Annotated in this window: 19 protein-coding genes; 11 read left to right on the forward strand and 8 right to left on the reverse strand. The window is 71.4% G+C overall.

Annotation, left to right across the window (positions count from 1 at the left end):
- Window positions 1-204 precede the first annotated feature (204 nt).
- The 3 genes from ACH4SE_RS18355 (at window position 205) to ACH4SE_RS18365 (ending at window position 3,038) form a co-directional block, all read left to right on the forward strand.
- Window positions 205-717, forward strand: coding sequence for an SMI1/KNR4 family protein (locus ACH4SE_RS18355; protein ID WP_398544431.1), 513 nt, complete (start codon window positions 205-207; stop codon window positions 715-717).
- Between the two features lie 290 nt (window positions 718-1,007).
- Window positions 1,008-1,184, forward strand: coding sequence for a hypothetical protein (locus ACH4SE_RS18360; protein WP_398544432.1), 177 nt, complete (start codon window positions 1,008-1,010; stop codon window positions 1,182-1,184).
- Between the two features lie 384 nt (window positions 1,185-1,568).
- Window positions 1,569-3,038, forward strand: coding sequence for a cellulose binding domain-containing protein (locus ACH4SE_RS18365; RefSeq protein WP_398544433.1), 1,470 nt, complete (start codon window positions 1,569-1,571; stop codon window positions 3,036-3,038).
- A gap of 704 nt (window positions 3,039-3,742) precedes the next feature.
- On the opposite strand, the gene ACH4SE_RS18370 is transcribed toward ACH4SE_RS18365, so the two are convergent.
- Together ACH4SE_RS18370 and ACH4SE_RS18375 are read right to left on the reverse strand one after the other, a co-directional pair.
- The gene (locus ACH4SE_RS18370; RefSeq protein WP_398544434.1) at window positions 3,743-4,885 is read right to left on the reverse strand and encodes a hypothetical protein; all 1,143 of its coding nucleotides are present in this window, start codon (window positions 4,883-4,885) and stop codon (window positions 3,743-3,745) included.
- 248 nt (window positions 4,886-5,133) lie between these two features.
- Complete coding sequence (locus ACH4SE_RS18375; protein ID WP_398544435.1) at window positions 5,134-5,667, reverse strand: hypothetical protein; 534 nt, start codon at window positions 5,665-5,667, stop codon at window positions 5,134-5,136.
- A gap of 579 nt (window positions 5,668-6,246) precedes the next feature.
- Here ACH4SE_RS18375 and ACH4SE_RS18380 point away from each other — a divergent pair.
- The 3 genes from ACH4SE_RS18380 to ACH4SE_RS18390 all read left to right on the forward strand — a co-directional run bounded on the left by ACH4SE_RS18380 (window position 6,247) and on the right by ACH4SE_RS18390 (window position 9,107).
- Window positions 6,247-7,857, forward strand: coding sequence for a YncE family protein (locus tag ACH4SE_RS18380; RefSeq protein WP_398544436.1), 1,611 nt, complete (start codon window positions 6,247-6,249; stop codon window positions 7,855-7,857).
- Between the two features lie 124 nt (window positions 7,858-7,981).
- Window positions 7,982-8,548 carry a DUF6584 family protein gene (locus ACH4SE_RS18385; RefSeq protein ID WP_398544437.1) on the forward strand — a complete coding sequence of 189 codons (567 nt, stop codon included), beginning with the start codon at window positions 7,982-7,984 and terminating at the stop codon, window positions 8,546-8,548.
- 223 nt (window positions 8,549-8,771) lie between these two features.
- Window positions 8,772-9,107 (forward strand): hypothetical protein, encoded by a 336-nt coding sequence (locus tag ACH4SE_RS18390; protein ID WP_398544438.1) that lies wholly within the window; start codon window positions 8,772-8,774, stop codon window positions 9,105-9,107.
- A gap of 116 nt (window positions 9,108-9,223) precedes the next feature.
- Here the strand turns inward: ACH4SE_RS18390 and ACH4SE_RS18395 are convergent, their stop codons facing one another.
- From ACH4SE_RS18395 to ACH4SE_RS18405, 3 genes are all read right to left on the reverse strand, one after another.
- Window positions 9,224-10,120: an aldo/keto reductase gene (locus ACH4SE_RS18395; protein WP_398544439.1), complete on the reverse strand. Its 897-nt coding sequence runs from the start codon at window positions 10,118-10,120 to the stop codon at window positions 9,224-9,226.
- Complete coding sequence (locus ACH4SE_RS18400; RefSeq protein WP_398544440.1) at window positions 10,117-10,674, reverse strand: TetR/AcrR family transcriptional regulator; 558 nt, start codon at window positions 10,672-10,674, stop codon at window positions 10,117-10,119. Before ACH4SE_RS18400 ends, ACH4SE_RS18395 begins: the two co-directional genes overlap by 4 nt.
- Before the next feature lie 519 nt (window positions 10,675-11,193).
- Window positions 11,194-12,105 (reverse strand): LLM class flavin-dependent oxidoreductase, encoded by a 912-nt coding sequence (locus ACH4SE_RS18405; protein ID WP_398544441.1) that lies wholly within the window; start codon window positions 12,103-12,105, stop codon window positions 11,194-11,196.
- A 61-nt stretch (window positions 12,106-12,166) separates the two neighbouring features.
- Here ACH4SE_RS18405 and ACH4SE_RS18410 point away from each other — a divergent pair, with 61 nt between their 5' ends.
- Entirely contained in the window at window positions 12,167-12,628 is a 462-nt protein-coding gene (locus ACH4SE_RS18410) for a MarR family winged helix-turn-helix transcriptional regulator (RefSeq protein WP_398544442.1), read from the forward strand.
- Window positions 12,629-13,044: 416 nt separating this feature from the next.
- Here the strand turns inward: ACH4SE_RS18410 and ACH4SE_RS18415 are convergent, their stop codons facing one another.
- Window positions 13,045-13,710 (reverse strand): HAD family hydrolase, encoded by a 666-nt coding sequence (locus ACH4SE_RS18415; RefSeq protein WP_398544443.1) that lies wholly within the window; start codon window positions 13,708-13,710, stop codon window positions 13,045-13,047.
- Between the two features lie 689 nt (window positions 13,711-14,399).
- Between ACH4SE_RS18415 and ACH4SE_RS18420 the strand changes: the two genes are divergently transcribed.
- From ACH4SE_RS18420 to ACH4SE_RS18435, 4 genes are all read left to right on the forward strand, one after another.
- Window positions 14,400-14,669 (forward strand): hypothetical protein, encoded by a 270-nt coding sequence (locus tag ACH4SE_RS18420; RefSeq protein WP_398544444.1) that lies wholly within the window; start codon window positions 14,400-14,402, stop codon window positions 14,667-14,669.
- 317 nt (window positions 14,670-14,986) lie between these two features.
- On the forward strand, window positions 14,987-15,715 hold the full coding sequence (locus tag ACH4SE_RS18425; RefSeq protein ID WP_398544445.1) for an AraC family transcriptional regulator: 729 nt from the start codon (window positions 14,987-14,989) through the stop codon (window positions 15,713-15,715).
- 60 nt (window positions 15,716-15,775) lie between these two features.
- A complete protein-coding gene (locus ACH4SE_RS18430) occupies window positions 15,776-16,435 on the forward strand; it encodes a dihydrofolate reductase family protein (protein WP_398544446.1) in 660 nt (219 codons plus the stop codon).
- 262 nt (window positions 16,436-16,697) lie between these two features.
- Window positions 16,698-16,913, forward strand: a complete 216-nt coding sequence (locus tag ACH4SE_RS18435) for a hypothetical protein (protein WP_398544447.1) — start codon at window positions 16,698-16,700, stop codon at window positions 16,911-16,913.
- Window positions 16,914-17,132: 219 nt separating this feature from the next.
- Here the strand turns inward: ACH4SE_RS18435 and ACH4SE_RS18440 are convergent, their stop codons facing one another.
- On the reverse strand, window positions 17,133-17,447 hold the full coding sequence (locus ACH4SE_RS18440) for a hypothetical protein (RefSeq protein ID WP_398544448.1): 315 nt from the start codon (window positions 17,445-17,447) through the stop codon (window positions 17,133-17,135).
- 307 nt (window positions 17,448-17,754) lie between these two features.
- Entirely contained in the window at window positions 17,755-18,333 is a 579-nt protein-coding gene (locus ACH4SE_RS18445; RefSeq protein ID WP_398544449.1) for a TetR/AcrR family transcriptional regulator, read from the reverse strand.

The raw sequence follows: 18,333 nt of genomic DNA on the forward strand, positions 1-18,333 counted from the left end.
TCCAGCGGACCGGGACGGCTCGACCTGTCAGGAGCAGGGCCTAGACTCCGTGGCACGCGCGTAAGGGAGTGGTGGCCGGCGCGCGAGTGCGTCCGAGGTCGGGCGAGCACAACAAGCAGGAACACGGGACTTCCGTGGTGGGCGTAGCGACTCCGGCAGGGCCTGCTCGCACGTGCGCACATGTGTTCACGTAAGGGGAGAAGCATGGCGACACTCGACGAAATCAAAGGACTACTGGGAGAACCCTGTTTCCACTGGTCCGATCCAGCTCCCTGGGTCCGACTGGAGCAGGAACTCGGGGTCGTTTTCCCTGAGGATTTTCGCGAGATAACCGACGCGTACGGGCCGGTTCTGATCAGCGGAAAATTGTACCTTTACCATCCTGGGCATTCGATCAGAAGCCTGGGAGAGGAAATCAAGGAGTCATTGGAGTTCTGGCGGGAAGAAGGGTCGGCGGACATCCTCCCCAGGGAGGCAGGGGCTCGGCCCGGAGAACTGCTGCCGATCGCCACCGGTGCGACGGCGGAGACCGTCTTCCTCGAAGTACCGAACGAGTCGGCAGCCCCGTGGGCTGTTGGCGTACAGGAATTGGACACCGGGGAGTACGTGCCCTACGACATGGCTTTCAGTGACTGGCTGCTGGCCTTCCTCAAAGGCGAGGACGTGATGGCGGGCTCCTCCTTGCCGGACCACCCGTCCTACGAGTTCCTGAACTGACGGCGGCCACCACAATGAGGTGGATCGGTCCTGATGCCGTGCCTGGCGCGGCGGTTGAGCGCCCGGCCTGGGGCGCGTGCTGCTCCGCGGATCGGGTCGGATGACGGGTGGGAGCGGGTCGAGCCGCTGCTGCCGCTGCGGGAGCGGTGTCTCGGTCGCAGGCCGGCACCCGCGTAGCCGAGTCCGCGTTCGGCCAGCGCGGTAGGTCCGGACTCAAGTGGCCGCATTCTCGGCCAGGGTGCGACCCGCCGCCACCGGCTGTTCTTCTGTCGTCACGCCGATGAGGGCTGGTGGGCGTACCCGTGCCCGGACCCTGCCCCACCAGCAAGATCACGACCTACGGCTGGGTGCTGAGGGCTGTTCGGTTGTGCACCGACCGGCACGGTGAGCCGCCGCAGAAGCTGATGGGCCTGACGAGGGCCGGCCTGGACGCCGCCGCCAACCACCCGGGGACGACTCCGACATGACGGGCGGCCACGCCCGCAGCGCGGGCGAAGGGGTGCCCCGGCCGGGAACGGCGCCGTCAAGGCCTGGCGCCCAGGCGCACCGGTGCCACCCGGTCCGTCGTTGGCGCGCGGGGTGCACCCGGCTCCCTGCGGATATCGCTGAGGCTCTTGTCAGGGAGTTGACGGCTGTTTACGTTCTTTTGGCGAACCATCGCTGGGAGTTCTGGCACTCGACGCCGATCAGCGCGTCGCTCGGTCCGGCTCGCACCGGGCTCGGTTTCCCCCCACCTGCTGCCTGTCGAAGGAACCTGCATGAAGCCGTTAACGCATGCCCTCAGATCCGCGCGCACAGCCGTCATCTCGGGCGTTGCCGCAGTCGGGCTGGCCGTCGGAGGCATGATGGCCATGGCACCGGCACACGCCGCTCTCACCGCCACCCAGATCTGCGACCAGTTCGGCGTGACCACTGTCCACGACAGCTATGTGGTCCAGAACAACCGCTACGGAACCACGGACACCCAGTGCGTCGAAACCGTCGACGACGGGGTGCGCGTCGGGTTCACCGTCACCCAGGCGGACGGCTCCGTGCCCACGGACGGCCCGGCCAAGTCGTACCCGTCCATCTACAACGGCTGCTACCACGGGACGTGTTCGCCGGGGACGACCCTGCCCATGCAGATCAGCCAGCTGAACTCGGCACCGAGCCTCGTCCGGTTCTTCCGCGACTACTCCGGTGCCGTCTACGACTCCTCGTACAAGGTCATGCTCGATCCGACGCCCCGCACGGACGGTGACAACAGGACCGAGGTCGATGCGTGGTTCAATCACGCCGGTGACGTTCATCCCATCGGGACCAAGGTCGGCACCTCGACGGCGGCTTCACTCACCTGGGACGTGTGGCTCGGCAACAACGGCACCAGCGACGTGCTCACCCTCGTCTCGTCCCGGGAGATCCACGACTGGACCTTCAACACCAGGACGTTCCTGGACGAGGCGGTCACGTTCGGAGTGGCCCAGAAGGACTGGTACCTGACGAGCGTGCAGGCCGGATTCGAGCCGTGGCAGGGGGGCTCGAACCTGGAGGTGGGCTGCTTCTACTCCCAGGCACTGGACCTCCATGCCACCGGCGGCGGCACGAGTGGCAGCATCGACTGGTGGGACATGGGCAACACCGACGGCAGCACCACCTACGGCATGGTCGGAGGCAGCACATCCGGGGGGAGTACGTCCGGGGGCACCACATCCGGGGGGACCACCTCCGGTGGTACGACCGGTGGGACGTCGGGGGACGGATCCTGCCCCGTTCCCACCTCCTCTCCCACCCCCACCGCCACGGCCACCGAAACCCCCACCGGCAGCAGCACCTGCGGATTGGGAACGTCCGGCGGCACCACCACCGGCGGCAGCTCGACCTGTGGGGCCACGCAGGGCACGATCGGTGGCGACTGCAGTTGGGACTCGGGCGGCACCACGACGGACGGCGGCACGCAAACGGGTTGCACGATCGGAGGCACCACGACGATAGGGGGGAGCACAGGCGGCACGACCAGCGGCAACGGCGCCCCGACCTGCAAGGTGACGTACTCCCCGCAGGTGTGGCCCGGTGGCTTCACCGCCAACGTGACGGTCACCAACACCGGTTCCAGCGCCGTCAGCGGATGGAAGCTCGGCTTCACCCTGCCCTCGGGGCAGACGGTGACCAACGCCTGGAACGCCACGGTGAGTCCGAGTTCCGGCGCCGTGTCGGCCACCAACATGGCCTACAACGGTTCGATCCCGGCGGGCGGTTCGCAGTCGTTCGGCTTCCAGGGCACCTCGACGGGCAGCACCGCGGTGCCCACGTCCTTCACACTCAACGGTGCCGCCTGCGCCTGACGGTGAGCACCTGACCCGTACCGTACCCGGGCCTGACCGGCCCGCCGACCAGGCGGAGCGGTCAGGCCCGTTCGTCGTCCCGCCCGGAGCAGAGCGACCGGCGCGCCCCGGCCGCACTCCAGCCGACGCGCCCGAGCCTGCCGAGGCCGGCCCCGGCGTCCGCCCGGTTCACAGGGCCGGCACCGCCCGCCAGGAGCAGCACGGGCCGATGCGGGCGGGCTGTGCGGTCCCGCGTCGCCCGGCGCAGAGGCGGAGAGCCCGGACCGCTGCTCCAGGCGCTCACCGACACCCACACGGCAGCCGGGTACCGTCGGCCCATGGGGGTGAACCCCAGGCCCTCGCATCTCAGCCTGGCGACAGTCGCGAGAACCGGACGCACGTGCGCCGCGACAGTGCCGCCGAACTGCTCGCTCCAGCCTTCGCGTTCACTCGGAGGAGGGCCTGGGGCGCATGTCCGGCATCAAGACCCGTCCAGGCCCGCGGTACAAGACAGCCCGGTGGGTGGCCGGGCCCCTTGCAGGCGCTGCGGGCCCGAGCGGCGGCTTCGTGGCACCAGGCGGGCGACCTGGTCATGTCGCGTCAGCAGGGTGGCCACAGCGGCACGCAGCGGCGGGCCGGGGGAAGTCCCGGCCCGCCGCCGGCCTGCGCGTGTCGTGGTGGTGAGCGGGGGGATACGCAACACCGCCGCCCGGGGCGGCGGGTGGTCAGCGCAGCCGGAACGCCTGGACGGCGCGCCAGTCCCCGTGGCCCCAGTGCCCGACGCGGATCAGGCGGAGCTCGGCGTCGAGGTGGTACCGGCCGCGCATCCCCGCCTCGTATCCGGCCAGCCGCCGTACCCACCGCACGGTTCCGGTGACGTGGTCGAGCAGGTGGAGGTGGACGGCGCCGTCGCCTCCCTCCGTGGCTTCCCACTTGCTCAGCACCGCGACGCCCTCGTCCGCCTCCAGGACGCCGAGGACGAGCCCCTCGGACTTCCATGTCCAGCGCTGTCGGCCGCCGTCGAGTGCGAAGGCCGTCACATGGTCGGTGTAGGTGCCCGGCGGCCGGGCGGCGACGGCCAGCACGTCTGCGACCACCGCCACCGGCCGGTCGCCCGGCAGGCCGTAGGAGCCGGGCTGGACGCGCGCTTCGCCGTGCGGGCCGTGGACCGGTATCCGGGCGGTGGTGCGCCCGTCGCCGGTGTCGAGCACCAGCAGTTCCGGCTCGGCCGCGCGGCGGCCCCTGCCCTCGACCAGGAGCACGAGAGGGTCCTCGTGCAGCACGTGGACCCCACCGCTCCGCCGGTCGGCCAGGGGGCGGACCTGCCACCGGACAGCCCCCTCCGCGGGGTCGAGGCAGCGGACGGTGGCGGCGCCGTCCTCGACCGAGATCTGGACGACTCCCTGCCGGGCCGCGGCGAGCTGACCGTCGTCGGCCAGCGGCGCAACCGGCGCCCAGACGCTTCTCCCGCTGGTCAGGGCGTAGGCGGTGGGCCTGCCGCCGGCCAGGACCACCGCCCGGTCCGCGACAAGGACGACGGCTTGGCCGGCCCTGTCCTTTTCCCAATGCCACGGCTTCTCCGAGAAGTCGGCAGACACCGACCACAGGGCGGTGCCGCGCCCGGTGTCGACGGCGGTGACGGTGCAGCTTCCGGACGAGCCCCCCGAGGCGTCCTCGTCGGCGTGCACAGCCAGGCCCACCCCGCCCACGGCCGTACGGCTCATGGCCAGCAGGGCGTCCTCGCCCGGGACGGTCCACGACCACCGCGTCTCGCCGGTCTGCAGACCGTACGCCCGCAGCCCGTCCGGACGTCCCCGGACCACCGCGCCGTCCACGACCCAGCTGCCCACGGCATCCTGGGTCCCCACCGGTGCCGGTGTCCCCGGCACCTCCCAGGAGGCCGGCACCATCCGCAGGCGCCTCTTCCTGATCCGCTCCGCCCCCACGGTTCCCCCAACCGGTCGGCGGCCGTGAAGGGCCGCCCCATGCGATCGACGTCGTCCGAAGGAACTCTACGAGGAGCCGACACGCAGCGCGTACGCGTCCGGGCGGAAGCTTCCTGTGCTGCCGCGGCGGACGCGGCCATGGGGCAGCCGGGCCCCGGCGGCGGGGTGGCTCACGGGGTGGTTCTCCAGCGGGGAGCGTCGAGGTCGGGCTCGTCGGGGCTGGCGAAGTGGAACGGCACGGCGAGGTGATCGGCCAGGGCGCGGCCGACCGTGGTCGCCTCCTGTGCTTCGGGCCATGGGGGGACCGTGCCGTTGAACAGCCGCATGTCGCTGCCGTGCCGGATGATCGCGAGCCGGTGCTCGGCAGGGGGGTCGTCGGTCAGTGCCATCAGGCTCACGCACCAGCCGTCGGTGTCGCCGTCCCACAGTGCCTCGACGGCCACTGTCCGGCCGGGCAGAGCGTTCACCTGCTCCGTAAGGGTCAGCAGGTTCAGCGGCGGGGTCGGGGAGCGCTCGAACCGCCGGCCGAGCTCCCGGTAGCGTTCCGCCACCACGTCCAGCGCCTCGTACAGGCCCGGCCTGGAATCGACCGGGAACGCCTCACGCAGGCGCTGCACTGCCGCGAGGCGATGGTCCTTTTCGATCAAGCTGTCCACGGCGGAGCGGTCAGCGGCAGGCAGTTCAGCCCAGATGGGGGAGTCCATGACGGTATTCAAGCGCTCGGGGCGGGATGCCCTGCATCCAGGGCGCTGCCTGGAAGCGCCGGGCGCCCGGCCGTGTCGGCCGCCTCCTGCGGTGGCAGGGACAGGGCCCCGTTCCCGGTCATCAGAGCGTGGAACTGCTGCTGCTCGTAGGGGACACCCGCGGGCAGCGCAGCGATGTGCCGGTGCAGGTGCGCACTGCCCTGCTGACTGCCGAGGGAGTACAGGTAGGTGCGCTACGGCGGGAGTACCGGCCGGCTGCCGCAAGGGCGCAGCACCTGGTCGGAGCATGTCCCTGCGAGCGCTTCCGTCATCCCGGTCCGGACGTGCAGCCGGCGGGAGCGGTCCGACCTGCCGCGGCAAGGGGTGTGCGGGACAGTTGCCCCGTGTGCGGTCGGCCCACGTCTTCGGGATGCTCTTGTTCGATGATTGTCCATCAACTAAAGTAACGCCGGGCGCGCTTGGGGAAGCGCAGCCGTGGGGGGGCGCGGGGATCGACGGAGCCGATCGATGCTCCGTGGACGTGCGTGCGCGTCATTTTTCTCGGGGGGTTCCATGCGATTGAAGAAGATCACGATAGCCATGACCGCAGGAGTGCTGGCGGGAGCCGCACTGACCGTACTGCCGGCGACGCCGGCAGTGGCGGACACGGCCACGCCGTCGCCGCGCATCCTGCTGGACGAGACGAACCAGCACGTCTACCTCAGCACCGAGGGCCAGAAAACGTACGTCGAGGTCTTCGACCTGGACGGCAACCGCGTCGGCACGATCGACAACCAGCCGAGCGCCGGCGGGATGGCCCTGTCGCCCGACGGCCGCACCCTGTACATCGCCCATGCCGAACAGGGCACGATCTCGGCGGTCAGCACCACGACGTTCCAGCAGAGCGCGCTGTACCGGACGGACGTCGCACCCGAGCGTCTGGCGTTCGCGGGCGGCCGTCTGTGGTTCAGCTACCGGGAGATCTACAGCCCGGGCGACGCGGGTATCGGCTCGGTGGACGTGCGGGCGCAGACTCCGACAGTGACCCGGGAGGGCCAGTGGCTGTGGACCGACGGGGCGCCCAACGTCCTGGCCGATCCCGCGGACCCGGACAAGCTCGTCGTCACCGGTGACGGCGGCAACGGCGGGCTCGGCGTCTTCGACGTCACCACCTCCACCCCGGTGCTGATGCAGCAGAACACCAACTTCAGCACGCTGCTGTTCGACGCCGCCGTCACCGCGGACGGCAGGGACGTGGTGGTTCCGCTGGGAAACTCGGTGCAGTACTACCGGCTGTCCGATCTGCAGCCCGACGGCCCGCCCCTGACCGTGCCGGACACCGACACCGCTTCGGCTGTGGCGGTCGCCGATGACGGCACTGTCGCGGTCGGAAGTTTCAGCTACTGGTCCGTGTCCCCGGCCGGGGTGACCGTGACGGTGCCCGGCGAGTCCGGGCCGCGCCGGACATACGCCCCGCAGGTCAACGGAAGCGGGCTGGCGTGGTCCACGGACGGCACCCGGCTCTACGCGGCTTCCGGGGGCACCACGAGTCAGGGCGAAACCGACCCGGTCCTCAACGTCTTCCACGACCCCGAACGGGGCGACACCGCCATGGGCCTCACGGCGCCGGCCGCCGCCACCTCGGGAACACCCTTCACCGTGCAGGGTTCGCTGACGTCGGCGGCCCCGTTCGCTGCCGGGCAGAGCGTCCACGTCACGCGTACCGAGGCCGCGGATCCTGACGGTGTGCCGCTGCCGGACGCGCTCGTGGCCGCCGACGGCACGTTCTCCTTCACCGACGCTGTCACCGCCGAGGGTGCGGTGTCCTACCGGGCCACCTATGACGGCGACCCGGCGCATCAGCCGGCACAGGCGTCGACGTCCCTATCCGTCACGGCGGACCCGAAAGCGGACACCACGCTGTACCTCGCGTTCGAGAACCGCGCACAGGTCGGCAGGAAGCTGAAGATGGACGGCAGGCTCAGCGCGGCGCAGTCGATTCCCGTGGGCGCGACCGTGGCCGTCACCCGCCAGGACGGCACCGGCCCGGTCCCGGCACTCGTCGGCACGCGCGCGGTCGCCGCCGACGGCACCTTCCAGATCGCGGACGTCCCCATGGCAGCGGGTCCGGCCGTCTACACCGTCACCTTCTCCGGTGACGACACCTACAACGGCAGCACCGTCTCGCAAACGGTGCAGGTACGCCCCTGAGCGCTGTCCCGCATCTGCCGGTGGCCCGCCTCGGCCAAGCTCACCCGATGCCGTCGGGGGGCGAGCGGGTACTGAGGGACAAAACAGGTCGACGGCGGTCACTGTGTTGCCCGATCATGCGGTCATGCCTCTGAGAGACACTCTTGCCCGCGTCGATGCAGACCTGGCCGCCGGCCGGGTCCCTGTCGCGCGCCAGCGTCTGCGCGGGCTGGTGTCGTCCTTCCCGGACGACCTGCTGCTTCGCCGGCGCCTGGCAGAGGTGTACCGCCTGTACGGAGAGCCTGCCGAAGCGGGCCGCTGGATGTACCTCGAACAGGACCGGGACGCGGTGGAGACCACCGCATTCGAAGCGAGGTACCACACAGCCCCGCAGCGAATGCGGGCCCTTGCCTGGCAGGGCCCGGAGTCGCGTGCCCGAACCACCTTCGCCAGAGAGCAACTGGCGTCGGTGCGGGCAGAGTGCTCCGATGCCATGGGACGCCCCGTCGACTGGGACACCGTGCCGTCTGGCGAGAAGCCGGACAGCAGGTGGAAGACCGTCACCGACTTCCTGGCGGGGGCCGGATGCCTGGTGGCGGTCCTTGCGTTCCTCGTGATCTGGGTGAACGGACTGGTCGCCCTCTTCGACTACTCAGGACGTCGGGACCTGTGGGAGCGCCGCTGGAGGTTTCGGCGCGGCCACCACGGCTGAACTCCCTCCGGGCCCTGCGCAAGATCCTCCCCGACGAACACCGCCGGAAGGACCTGCGCGAGGTCGACCAGCTCCACCCGTGGTCAACAAGAACCGCTCGCCCGTCCGGCGAGGTGGAGGTTGTGCATCCGGGGGATGCCGAGCATCGCGTGATGGACACCATCACCTCTGAGACGGCAGTCCTGCTCGCATCCTGCGGGAGGTCGGGGCCCAAAGACGACGCGTGATCGCCCGCCACGTCCTCAGTCCTTCCACGGGCGACTCCGAACTACCGTGGGACAACCGCGATGACTGCCAGGAGCTCGACCTGGCGTCCCCTCACGCCGATCACCCTGACTGCCGGCGACGCCCCCGAGACGCAGATCGTTCACAGGACGACCCTGAGGGCGACCGCTTCCCATGTGCTCGCACGCCGGGTGGTGCACCAAGGCGATGCCGGACGGCCCCGGCCGTAGGCCGCTGCCACGGCCACCGCCCGGCGTCCGGGGCCCGGGCGCGTGCTCGCCTCGATCACGCTGCCGCCGGTCGGCGGAGGAACCTGCCGCCCTACGAGGCGTGATCGGACGGGACGGGATCCGCGGGAGCGGTGAGCCGCCGGGCCGCGCACCGGCCCCGGCGGTGCGTAGGGGGTCAGGCGTGTGGTGCGGTCGCGAGCCGGGGCGCGGTGGTTCCCGGTCAGCCGATAGGGACGTCGTTGGAGCGGGACTCGACGGCATCCAGAGCGGCGAGGGCCGCGGCGTCGAGGGTGATCTCGACGGCCGCGATGTTGGCCTCCAGGTGGGCGGCGTTGGCGGTGCCGGGGATGAGCAGCACGTTCGGGGCGTGGTGCAGCAGCCAGGCGAGGCCGACCTGGGAGGGTGTGGCGCCCAGGGACTCGGCGACGGCGTGCACCGCCGGCTCGTCCGTCGCTTTGGGCAGGCCAGGGAAGGCCCCGCCGAGCGGGAAGAACGGTACCCAGGCGATGCCCTCGGCCGTGCACAACCGCAGCATGTCCTCGTCGTCGCGGGAGACAAGACTGTACGCGTTCTGCACGCAGACGATGTCGGCCGGAAGGGCGCGGCGCAGGCCGTCGAGGGTGACGCTGCTCAGGCCGATCGCACCGATCTTGCCCTCGTCGCGCAGGGCGGTCATCACCGCGAGCTGGTCGTCGAGGTCGACGACCTGATCGCCCTCAGGACGCAGGCCGGGGCCGGTGTCCAGGCGGCGGAGGTTGACGACCGCGAGCCGTTCGACGCCGAGGCTGCGCAGGTTGTCCTCGACGCTGGCGCGCAGCTGCCCGGGCTGCTGCGCCAGACGCAACGGCACGCGCCCGCCCGGGTTGGGGTCAGCCCCCACCTTGGTGACCACCAGGACGTCGTCCTCGGGGCGCAGTGCCTCGCGGATCACGGCGTTGGCGAAACCGAAGCCGTAGAACTCGGCGGTGTCCACGTGGTCGACGCCCAACTCGACTGCACGGCGCAGCAGCGCGACGGCCTCGCTGCGGCGGTCGTGCAGCCGCTCGAGCTGCAAGGCCCCGTAGCCGACGCGCAGAACGACGCGGCCGGCGAACGAAGCGGTCGCGGTGGTGGTCATGACGCTGTCTCCTCAGTCGGTGATTGCAGGGCGGTGTACAGCAGTTCGGCCTGGTAGAGCGCCATGACCCGGTGGGCGATCGGAGTGGCGCGCTCCTGGGCGCGGGTCGGCTCGTGGTGTTCGACCTTGACGAGCCAGGCTGTGACGCAGTCGTGCAGCATCGCGCGCATCCGGTCGGTCATGTCGACGACGATGTCGCGGATGGCCGGGTCGGTGGTCGACTCTCCCCAGGTCTGCACGCCGACGCGAGCCTCGATCGGGTCGATCGCGGCGATCAAGCGGGAGAGCAGTTCGTCGGGGCTGGGTGGGGCGTCGGCCGCTGCGTACTCGCCGAGGACATCGGCGCGCTTGGCGAGCACTTCGCGGGCTGCGGCTCGGACGAGGTCGGCCTTGTTGCGGTAGTGCGTGTAGATCGAGCCGGCCGAGAGGCCGGACTCGGTGGTGATGTCGGCGATCGAGGTCCGCTCCAGGCCGTTGCGGCTGAAGCAGCGGACGGCGGCCTCGGCGATCTGGGTGCGCCGGAGCTCCTTGCGCGCGTCGGTGAGCCGAGGCACAGCACCTCCACAAAAGGAACGGCCATTCTGCGTGCGGGGAACGTTAGCAGAGTGGCGATTCTGTTTGTGGTCCGTGAGTGCCGTGCGAGTGGGACCGCTCACGACGACCGGGCCTCCTCTGGGCGGTGCGTCAGGCGGACTGCGGCCGCTCGGTGCGCGTCGGCTCGGACGTGGAGCTTCCCGGATCCCGTTCCACGGCGGCGGCCCGCTACGCCCCCTGCGTTCGCTCGGTTTCCGGGCGGCCCGTACCTGCGCATCCTGCCCACCGGCTGAAGCCCACGCGCACCAGACGGCCCGGCCCGGAGGCGTAGATGTGACTCCGGGGCCGGACCGCTGTTCGCCGTTACGGGCCCGCGGCCGCCCGTCCTCGCCGTCGTCCGTCTCGTCGTCGCGTCGCTGCCGCGGGCATGGCGCGGACGGCCGGTCGAGCGGCGTGGCGTGGGTCTCCTTCAACCCGGCGGAAGGACGGGGCAGCGGATGCAGGCTTCCCTGAGACGTGGCCGAGTAGTGGAGATGCCGTCAGGCGCCCTGCTCGCGGACAGGGGTGACGATCCGTTCGACAAGCCAGCGGGCGGCATTGTCCGGATAGGGGCGGGGCAGCGCGAGCACGACGTGCCGGATGCCGGCGGCGGCGAGTGCGCTCACCTGGGCGCGGGTGGCGGCTGGGTCGGCGTAGTCGACGATGATCTGCGCGGAGCGGGTGATCTCGGCAGGGTCGCGGCCGATCGCGGCGCAATGCGCGTCCAGGACGCGGGCGCGCTCGGCGATCCAGCCGGGGGTGTTGTGCGGCGGGCCGGGGACGTTCCAGATGTCGGCGTGTTCGGCGACGATGCGCAGTGTCCGGTCGCCCCAGCCGCCGATCAGCAGTGGGGGGCCGCCGGGCTGGACCGGGCCGGGACCGTTGCGGGTGCCGCGCAGTGTGGTGAAGGGACCGTCGTGGTCGAAGACCTCCTCGGTCCACATGCGGCGCAGGATGGTGATCGTCTCGGTGAGGCGGGCCAGGCCCTCACCGGGACTCGGGAGCGGGAGGCCGTAGGCGGCGTATTCGGCGACGGCCGGGTTGGGGCCGTCAGGCTGTCGGGTGCCGCCGACTCCCAGGCCCATGGCCAGGCGCCCTTTGGAGATCACGTCCACGGTGGTGGCGATCTTTCCGAGGTGGGCGGGGGAGCGCAGCCTGTTGCTGGTGACGAGCAGGCCGAGGCGGAGCCGAGTGGTGCGGGCGGCAAGCGCGGCCAGCAGCGTCCAGCCCTCCAGGACGGCGCCGCCGGGCGGCCCGGCCAGCGGCATCAGGTGGTCCCACAGCCATGCGTCGTCGAGTTCGGGCAGTTCGTCCGCCTCCTCCCAGACGCGGAGGATCTCGTCGTAGGTCAGGTGCATGGGTGTCGTCTTGACGCCGAAGCGGAGCGTGGAGTGAGGTGCATCAACAGGCATAGTCGTCACAGTATCTGATCGTCAGCCGCGCTGACGATCAGCCGATGGCTAAGATGTTGGCATGGCGGAGGATGACAAGGGCGGGGCCGCGGTCGAGGAGCTGCTCGGCACCCGGCTGGGCTACCTGCTCAAGCACGCGCAGTTGCGGCTGGCCGAGCACGCCGGGCCCGCACTGGCCCCGTTCGGTCTGGGCGCACGGGAGCTGGCGGTGCTGGCGGTGCTGGCGGCGGGCCGCCCGCTCTCGCAGCTGGAGGCCGCGCGCCGGCTGGGTGTGGACCGCACGACGATGGTCGGTCTCATCGACGCGCTGGAGGGCGAGGGGCTGGTCGAGCGGCGCCGTAGCGAGGAGGATCGCCGCCGCAATGTCGTCGAGTTGACGGAGCGCGGCAGGCGGGTGCGGGCTGATGCGGAGGAAGCCCGCGAGGCGGCGGAACGCGAGTTCCTCGCCCCGCTCGGCGAGAAGGACGCGGCACGGCTGGTGAAGGCGCTGCGGACGCTGATCGGGACTCCGAGCGGGCCCTGAACGCCCTCATCCGACCGGAATGCCCCACGGGAGACCGCGGAGCCGTCCGAGTGCAACTGCGAGTCCGGTTGCGGAGCCGTTCGTTCTTCTCGCGCAATGTGCGGCTGGCGTCTCGCAGCACCCTCACGACTGTCTCGTGCGACCTGGTGGTGATCCGATACTGATCGGGTGGAGCCGGCCGAACCCGTGGCGGGCTGCCTGCCGGCGAGGCTGCGCGGTCGGGCGAGCAGTGGTGCCTGGGCCGTGTCGTAGCGGAGTGTCCGGGAGACCCTGCCCGTGTGCGGCGACCCCCAGGAGAGAGACCTTGAAGGACAAGCTCAGAAGCCGTCGGGTTTCTCGACGGGCCGGCGGAGGAAGCCGGTGATCAGCCCACTGCTTGTCACCGCAGCGGGCCGAACAGCACCACCGCGACGGTCTCACGGCCGGAGACAGGCCCTGGCCCATTGCTGCAGGGCGGGTTCGGCGAGGCTGGTGCCGAGCCAGTCGTGGTCGAGGTCGACCCCCGGGAGGGACGGGACCACCGCGACCCAGAGCCCGGCGGCGCGTGCCGCGGCGACGCCCGTGGCCGAGTCCTCGAAAGCGACGGAGCGCTCAGGGGCGGCACCCAGCGCGGCGCACGCGGTGAGGTAGAGGTCCGGTGCGGGCTTGGGGGAACGCACCTCGTCCGCAGCGAAGGAGGTGGTGAAGCAGTCGGCGAGTCCGGCCGACCGCAAGGCTGCGTCCAGCAACTCCCGGGGGCTGTTGCTGGCCACGGCGACGGGTACGGCTGCGCGGCACGCCCGCACCAGCTCCGCCGCCCCCGGAAGAGGTGCGGCACCCCGGGCGAGCTCCTTGCGGACGCGTTGGAGGAGTTCGGCGCCGAGTTCGGCTCCGGAGCCGGGGCGTCCGAGGTAGGCGGCCATCGCTTCTCCTGCGGCTTCGAGAGTGCGGCCGATGAGGAGTGCCTTCTGCTCGGGGCCGAAAGGGTGGCCGTGCGCTGCGAAGATCGCGGTCTCCGCGGCCGTCCAGCACGACTCGGTGTCGACCAGCAGGCCGTCGCAGTCGAAGACCACTGCCTCGGCGTCGGTGGGGAGCGCGAGCATGTCGATGTCCTCTCACGTCAGGGCGCGTGGTGCGCACCAGGGAGCACTCTTGAACGGGTTCGGTGGGGGTGGGGTTGCGCGGGCGGGCCCCGGGCGGGTGATCACCACCGGCACCCTAGGGCGCATCGGCTCGGAACTGCCAGAATTCTGCCCGGCATCGGGCAGGATCGACGGTGTTCGGCGCCGTATCGGTCGATGAAACGGACGGACGGGTGCGTGATCCCGCATGCGATCGGGTGCCGCCCGACGGGCGGGCACCCGCGGGAGGACGGGCTCCGCCGGTCCGGTCGGTGCCCGACTCCGGCCTGAGGCGCGTCGGCCGTCCGAGGGCCGCGGTCGCCTGCGGAGTCGATCCGTCGCATGACCGACGATCCCCGGTGTGCGTGCGCGGGCTGACGGCGGGCTTCCTCGATGAGACCGGGCTCCGGCTCCGGACCAGTGGTGCGGACATGTTGAGCGAGGCGATCACCTCACAGGTGACCGGTCCTGCCGGCGGGAACGCACCACGGGGCAGTCCCCGGCGTCGGCTGCCGACCTCCTGCAGAGGAACTGCTCCGCCGTTCCGACCGCGTCCTCGTTGGGTTCCCGGTGGAGATTCCCCAGCTCTCTTCCCGGCCGTCGAGGTCGTGCGCGCAGTGCACAAGGGCTCCACGGAGGGCTGTCGGTGGTGGGTGGCAGGCTGAGGGGTCATGGACGCGAGGTGGCTGCAGCGGCGGGTGTACGGCGCCGACCATGACGATCCCGATCCCGGCCCGAGGGACGGGCACGAGTACGTGGAGCTGTCCGGTGGGCCGCTGGACGGCCTGCTTCTGGACGTCACCGCCATTCCGGGGGCGGACCGCGGTGAAGGTGCCGCGCTGAGCACGGAGATCGGGCGGTACGGGGCTGGAGGGCGGGCGTGCTACCGGCCTGCGTTCGCGCGGCCGTGGGTCTGGCTGTGGGAAGGCGACATCCCCTGAGGGGCGGGCCGAGGCCCACCGGGCGGTAGGGGCCGGCCGCTGCTGCGCGGCCTTGACGGCGAAGTCCGGCGTGCTGCCCGCCCGCATGGGCGCAGCCGCCGGTCGGGGCACGTGGAGGAGAAGGGGCCCGTCCTGGCGGTGAAGCGCGGTTGCCAACGCGTCGAGGACGCGGGGCCCAGCCCGGGAGACGGGGCTGTCATGGACGGTTCCGACGCCGTGACACGCCTGGCACCATCAAGATCCTTGCAGAGCGGGATCACAAGGGGACGAGCTTCGAGGTCCGGGGGAGTCCGGGCGGAGGGGAGACGGTGGGGGCGATGGCCTTGCGGTTCGAGCATCGTGACACCGAGATCGACGCGACCATCGTCGACCGTGTGTGGCGCACCCGCAGCGACGCCGAGGACACGATGACGTCCGCAGCACGCACTTCGCACCATCTGATCATCTCGCGAACTCACGGACGCCTGCTCGCCGGCCTGCGCGGGCCGGAGACGAGAGCGACCATCGCGCCGGTCCCGCCGGACACCGAATTCCTCGGGGTCCGGCTCGCCCTCGGCACGGTTCTTCGCCCGCATCCCGCAGCCTCGGTCGTCGACGGCTATGCGCCGTTCCCCGTGACGGATTCGGGCAGGATCGTCATCGGTGGCGGGGACTGGGAGGCGCCGACCTACGAGAACGTCGAGCACTTCGTCCGGCGGCTGCAGGGCGCGGGTCTGCTGGTGCGACAGCGCCTCGGGGACGAGGAGCACGTCGGCGGGCGTCCCGAGGCCGGTCCGAGCGCGCGCACCCGCCAGCGTCGCTACCGCGCGATCACCGGACTGTCGCAAACCGCCGTGACGCAGATCGACCGCGCGAACGCCGCGGCCACGATGCTGCGCGACGGCCACGACTGGCCCACGGTCGTCGGGACGCTCGGGTACTTCGACCAAGCCCATCTCGCCCATGCGCTACGCCGCTACATCGGTCGCACCGCGCGCGAGCTGCGGGCGGGCGACCGTGCCGCGATGTCGTTCCTGTACAAGACCCGTCCCCGGCCCGGCAGTTAGCGTCCGCCTGTCGGCCGGTCCTGGCCGGCTGTCTCGCGAACAGAGTTCCGGAGAAGAACCGTGCTGCTCAGCGTCAACGCGTTCGTCAGTCTGGACGGCGTCATGCAAGCCCCCGGAGCCCCCGACGAGGACCGCTCCGGCGGTTTCGACCGCGGCGGGTGGCTCGTCCCGCTCGCCTCCGCGCCCACCGACGAGGTCGTCGAGGGCTGGTTCCGCGAGGCCGGCGCCTTCCTCTTCGGCCGCACGAGCTTCGGCCTGCTCGGCGGGTACTGGCCGAAGGTCACCGAACCGGAAGACCTGATCGCGGCCAAGCTCAACACGCTGCCGAAGTACGTCGTCAGCTCGACGCTGACCGACGAGGAAGCCGACTGGAGCCCGACGACGGTCCTGCGCGGTGACCTGGTGGACGAGGTCCGCCGCCTCAAGGAGCTTCCCGGCAAGGAGCTGCAGGTCCACGGAAGCTGGAAGCTCGTGCAGACGCTGCACCGGGCAGGACTCGTCGACGTCTACCGGCTGCTCCAGTACCCGGTCGTCGTCGGGAAGGGGAAGCGCCTGTTCCCGGACGGGTCGACGCCCGCGACGTTCACGACCGCCGAGGAGCGCTCGCGCGTACTGCCGGGCGGCGTCGTCTCGCTGACCCTCACCCCGGCGAGCCTCGGCGCGATCTCCGCGGGCACGTACACGGTGGACGAGGGGCGCTCGGCGGCGGTCCTCGACTGACACCGGGCCCGACCGGCCTCGCACTCGTGGCCAGGTGGGTGACGCGTCCGGCTCGGGCCGGATCTCCGGGCTGCCGCAGAGGCGCCTGCTCACACGCGGTGAGGAGAGAACGCATCCGGCAGCCGGCAAGGCCCCCGACCGGTTGACGCGTCCTGACCGGCCCGGCCCCCCCGGCTGAGGACCGCCGGTCACCCGTGTGCCCGCACCGCGCGCGGACCGCGGGCCGGCGGGTGAGCCTGGAGACCCGATTCGAGGAGTTTCCATGCTCGTGAAAATGCTGCACGACAAGGGCGTACGGTCCGATCACTGCTATGACGCGGGGCTCGCGTCGATCGGTCTGTCGATCGTGTCCTGGGTGGTGTCGATCCAGGCGGAGGACGCGGGGGTGTCCCGCGCGGACCGGTGGGGAATCTTCGTCGGCGAGTGGGCGCCGACGTTTTTCGCGCTCGGCCTGGCCCTGCGGCAGTACGAGGACTGAGCACAGCACCCCTCCCCGACCTCGGCTCGGGGAGGGCCACCAGCCGGGTGACCCCCTGGCGAAGCGGGGTCACCCGCCCGGACGGCGGCCGGGACGTGAAGCCGCGCGCCGGGCGGCGTGCAGCCGGTGCCGGCCGCGGTGGCGCTGGTGTGGATGCGGTGGCGGACGGGGCGATCGTCGCCTCCGGTCCGGTGCTGGTCACCTTGGCGGCGCCCGAGGTCAGCCGGGCAGTCCGATGTACACGGATTCGAACGGCGTGAAGTCGCCGTCTCCGGGCGGCACGAGGTGAACCGGGCGGCCCTGGCAGCCGGGGTCTGCGTAGAGCAGCACGGGGGCGTCGGTGTCGTTGGCCACGAAGTGCGCCGGCGCGGGAGGACCGCCGACGTCCAGGCAGCCGTCTGCCGGGTCCAGATACGTGGTGGCGTCGATGGTGAGGATTCCCTCCGCGGCCTGCGCGCAGGCGGGAACAGCGACGGAGAGGACGACTGCCGCAGCGGCAGCACCCAGCACGGTGGTGACACGACGAAGGTTCATGACCGGATCCAAACCGAGATCCGGAAAGCAGCGGAAAGTCCCACGCTCACGGATCACCCTCCCGGGGGAGGCGCCACCCGCCGTTTGCCCGGCGGCCGCTGCCCGGGCGGTGGTGAAGTCGCCTGCTGCCTGCGGGTTTCCCGCCGGGGGGAGGTGACGACCTGCTCCGCCCGGCAGGCACGGGAACGGCGCTGCACCTCGGGAGCGCAGCGGCGTGGTGCCGGCCGGACGGCCGGACGGGCAGGGCGTGCACGAGACGGTCGACGGGGCCGACAGGGCCCGGTCGGTGACAGCCGAGCGGCATCCGTCAGCCCAGCGACGCAGTTGCCGCACGCAGGTCGTCCAAGGCTGCCAGTGCGTGCGGGGCGAGGCCTTCCGCGTCGTCACGATCGCTTTCGGACCACTGGGCGTAGCCTCGCTTGAACGCGAGGACTCCCAGCTCGCCCGCGAGATGCGCGGTCGGTTCGGGGACACCGCGGGCGACGAGCGCAGCCGTCATGGCGGCCGCGAGCCCGACGCTCTTGAGGGCGTCGCGCTCCTGAAGTTCGGTGCTGGCGGCCACGGCTGCCCTGAGGCGGGGGCCGAGTTCGCGGTTCGCGGGCCCCATGGCGCTCGATGCGCGCTCGAGGCCGGCCGCCACCGCCTGGAGCGGGCTGGCGCTCGCAGGTGCCTCGGTGATGCCGTCGGCGAGGAGCCTGCTGAGCGTCTCCTGGCCGGCGACCAGCAACTCGCGCTTGTCGGAGAAGTACCGGAAGAACGTGCTCTTGGTGACACCGGCACGCTCGGCGATCTGCGCCACCGTGGTGGCGTCGTACCCCTGCTCGGTGAACAGGTCGACGGCCGCGACGACGAGTCGCTGGGCCGCACCCGGTTGCCATCTACCCAT

Source organism: Streptomyces sp. NPDC020983, from assembly GCF_044333485.1.
In the GTDB taxonomy this organism is placed as follows: domain Bacteria; phylum Actinomycetota; class Actinomycetes; order Streptomycetales; family Streptomycetaceae; genus Actinacidiphila.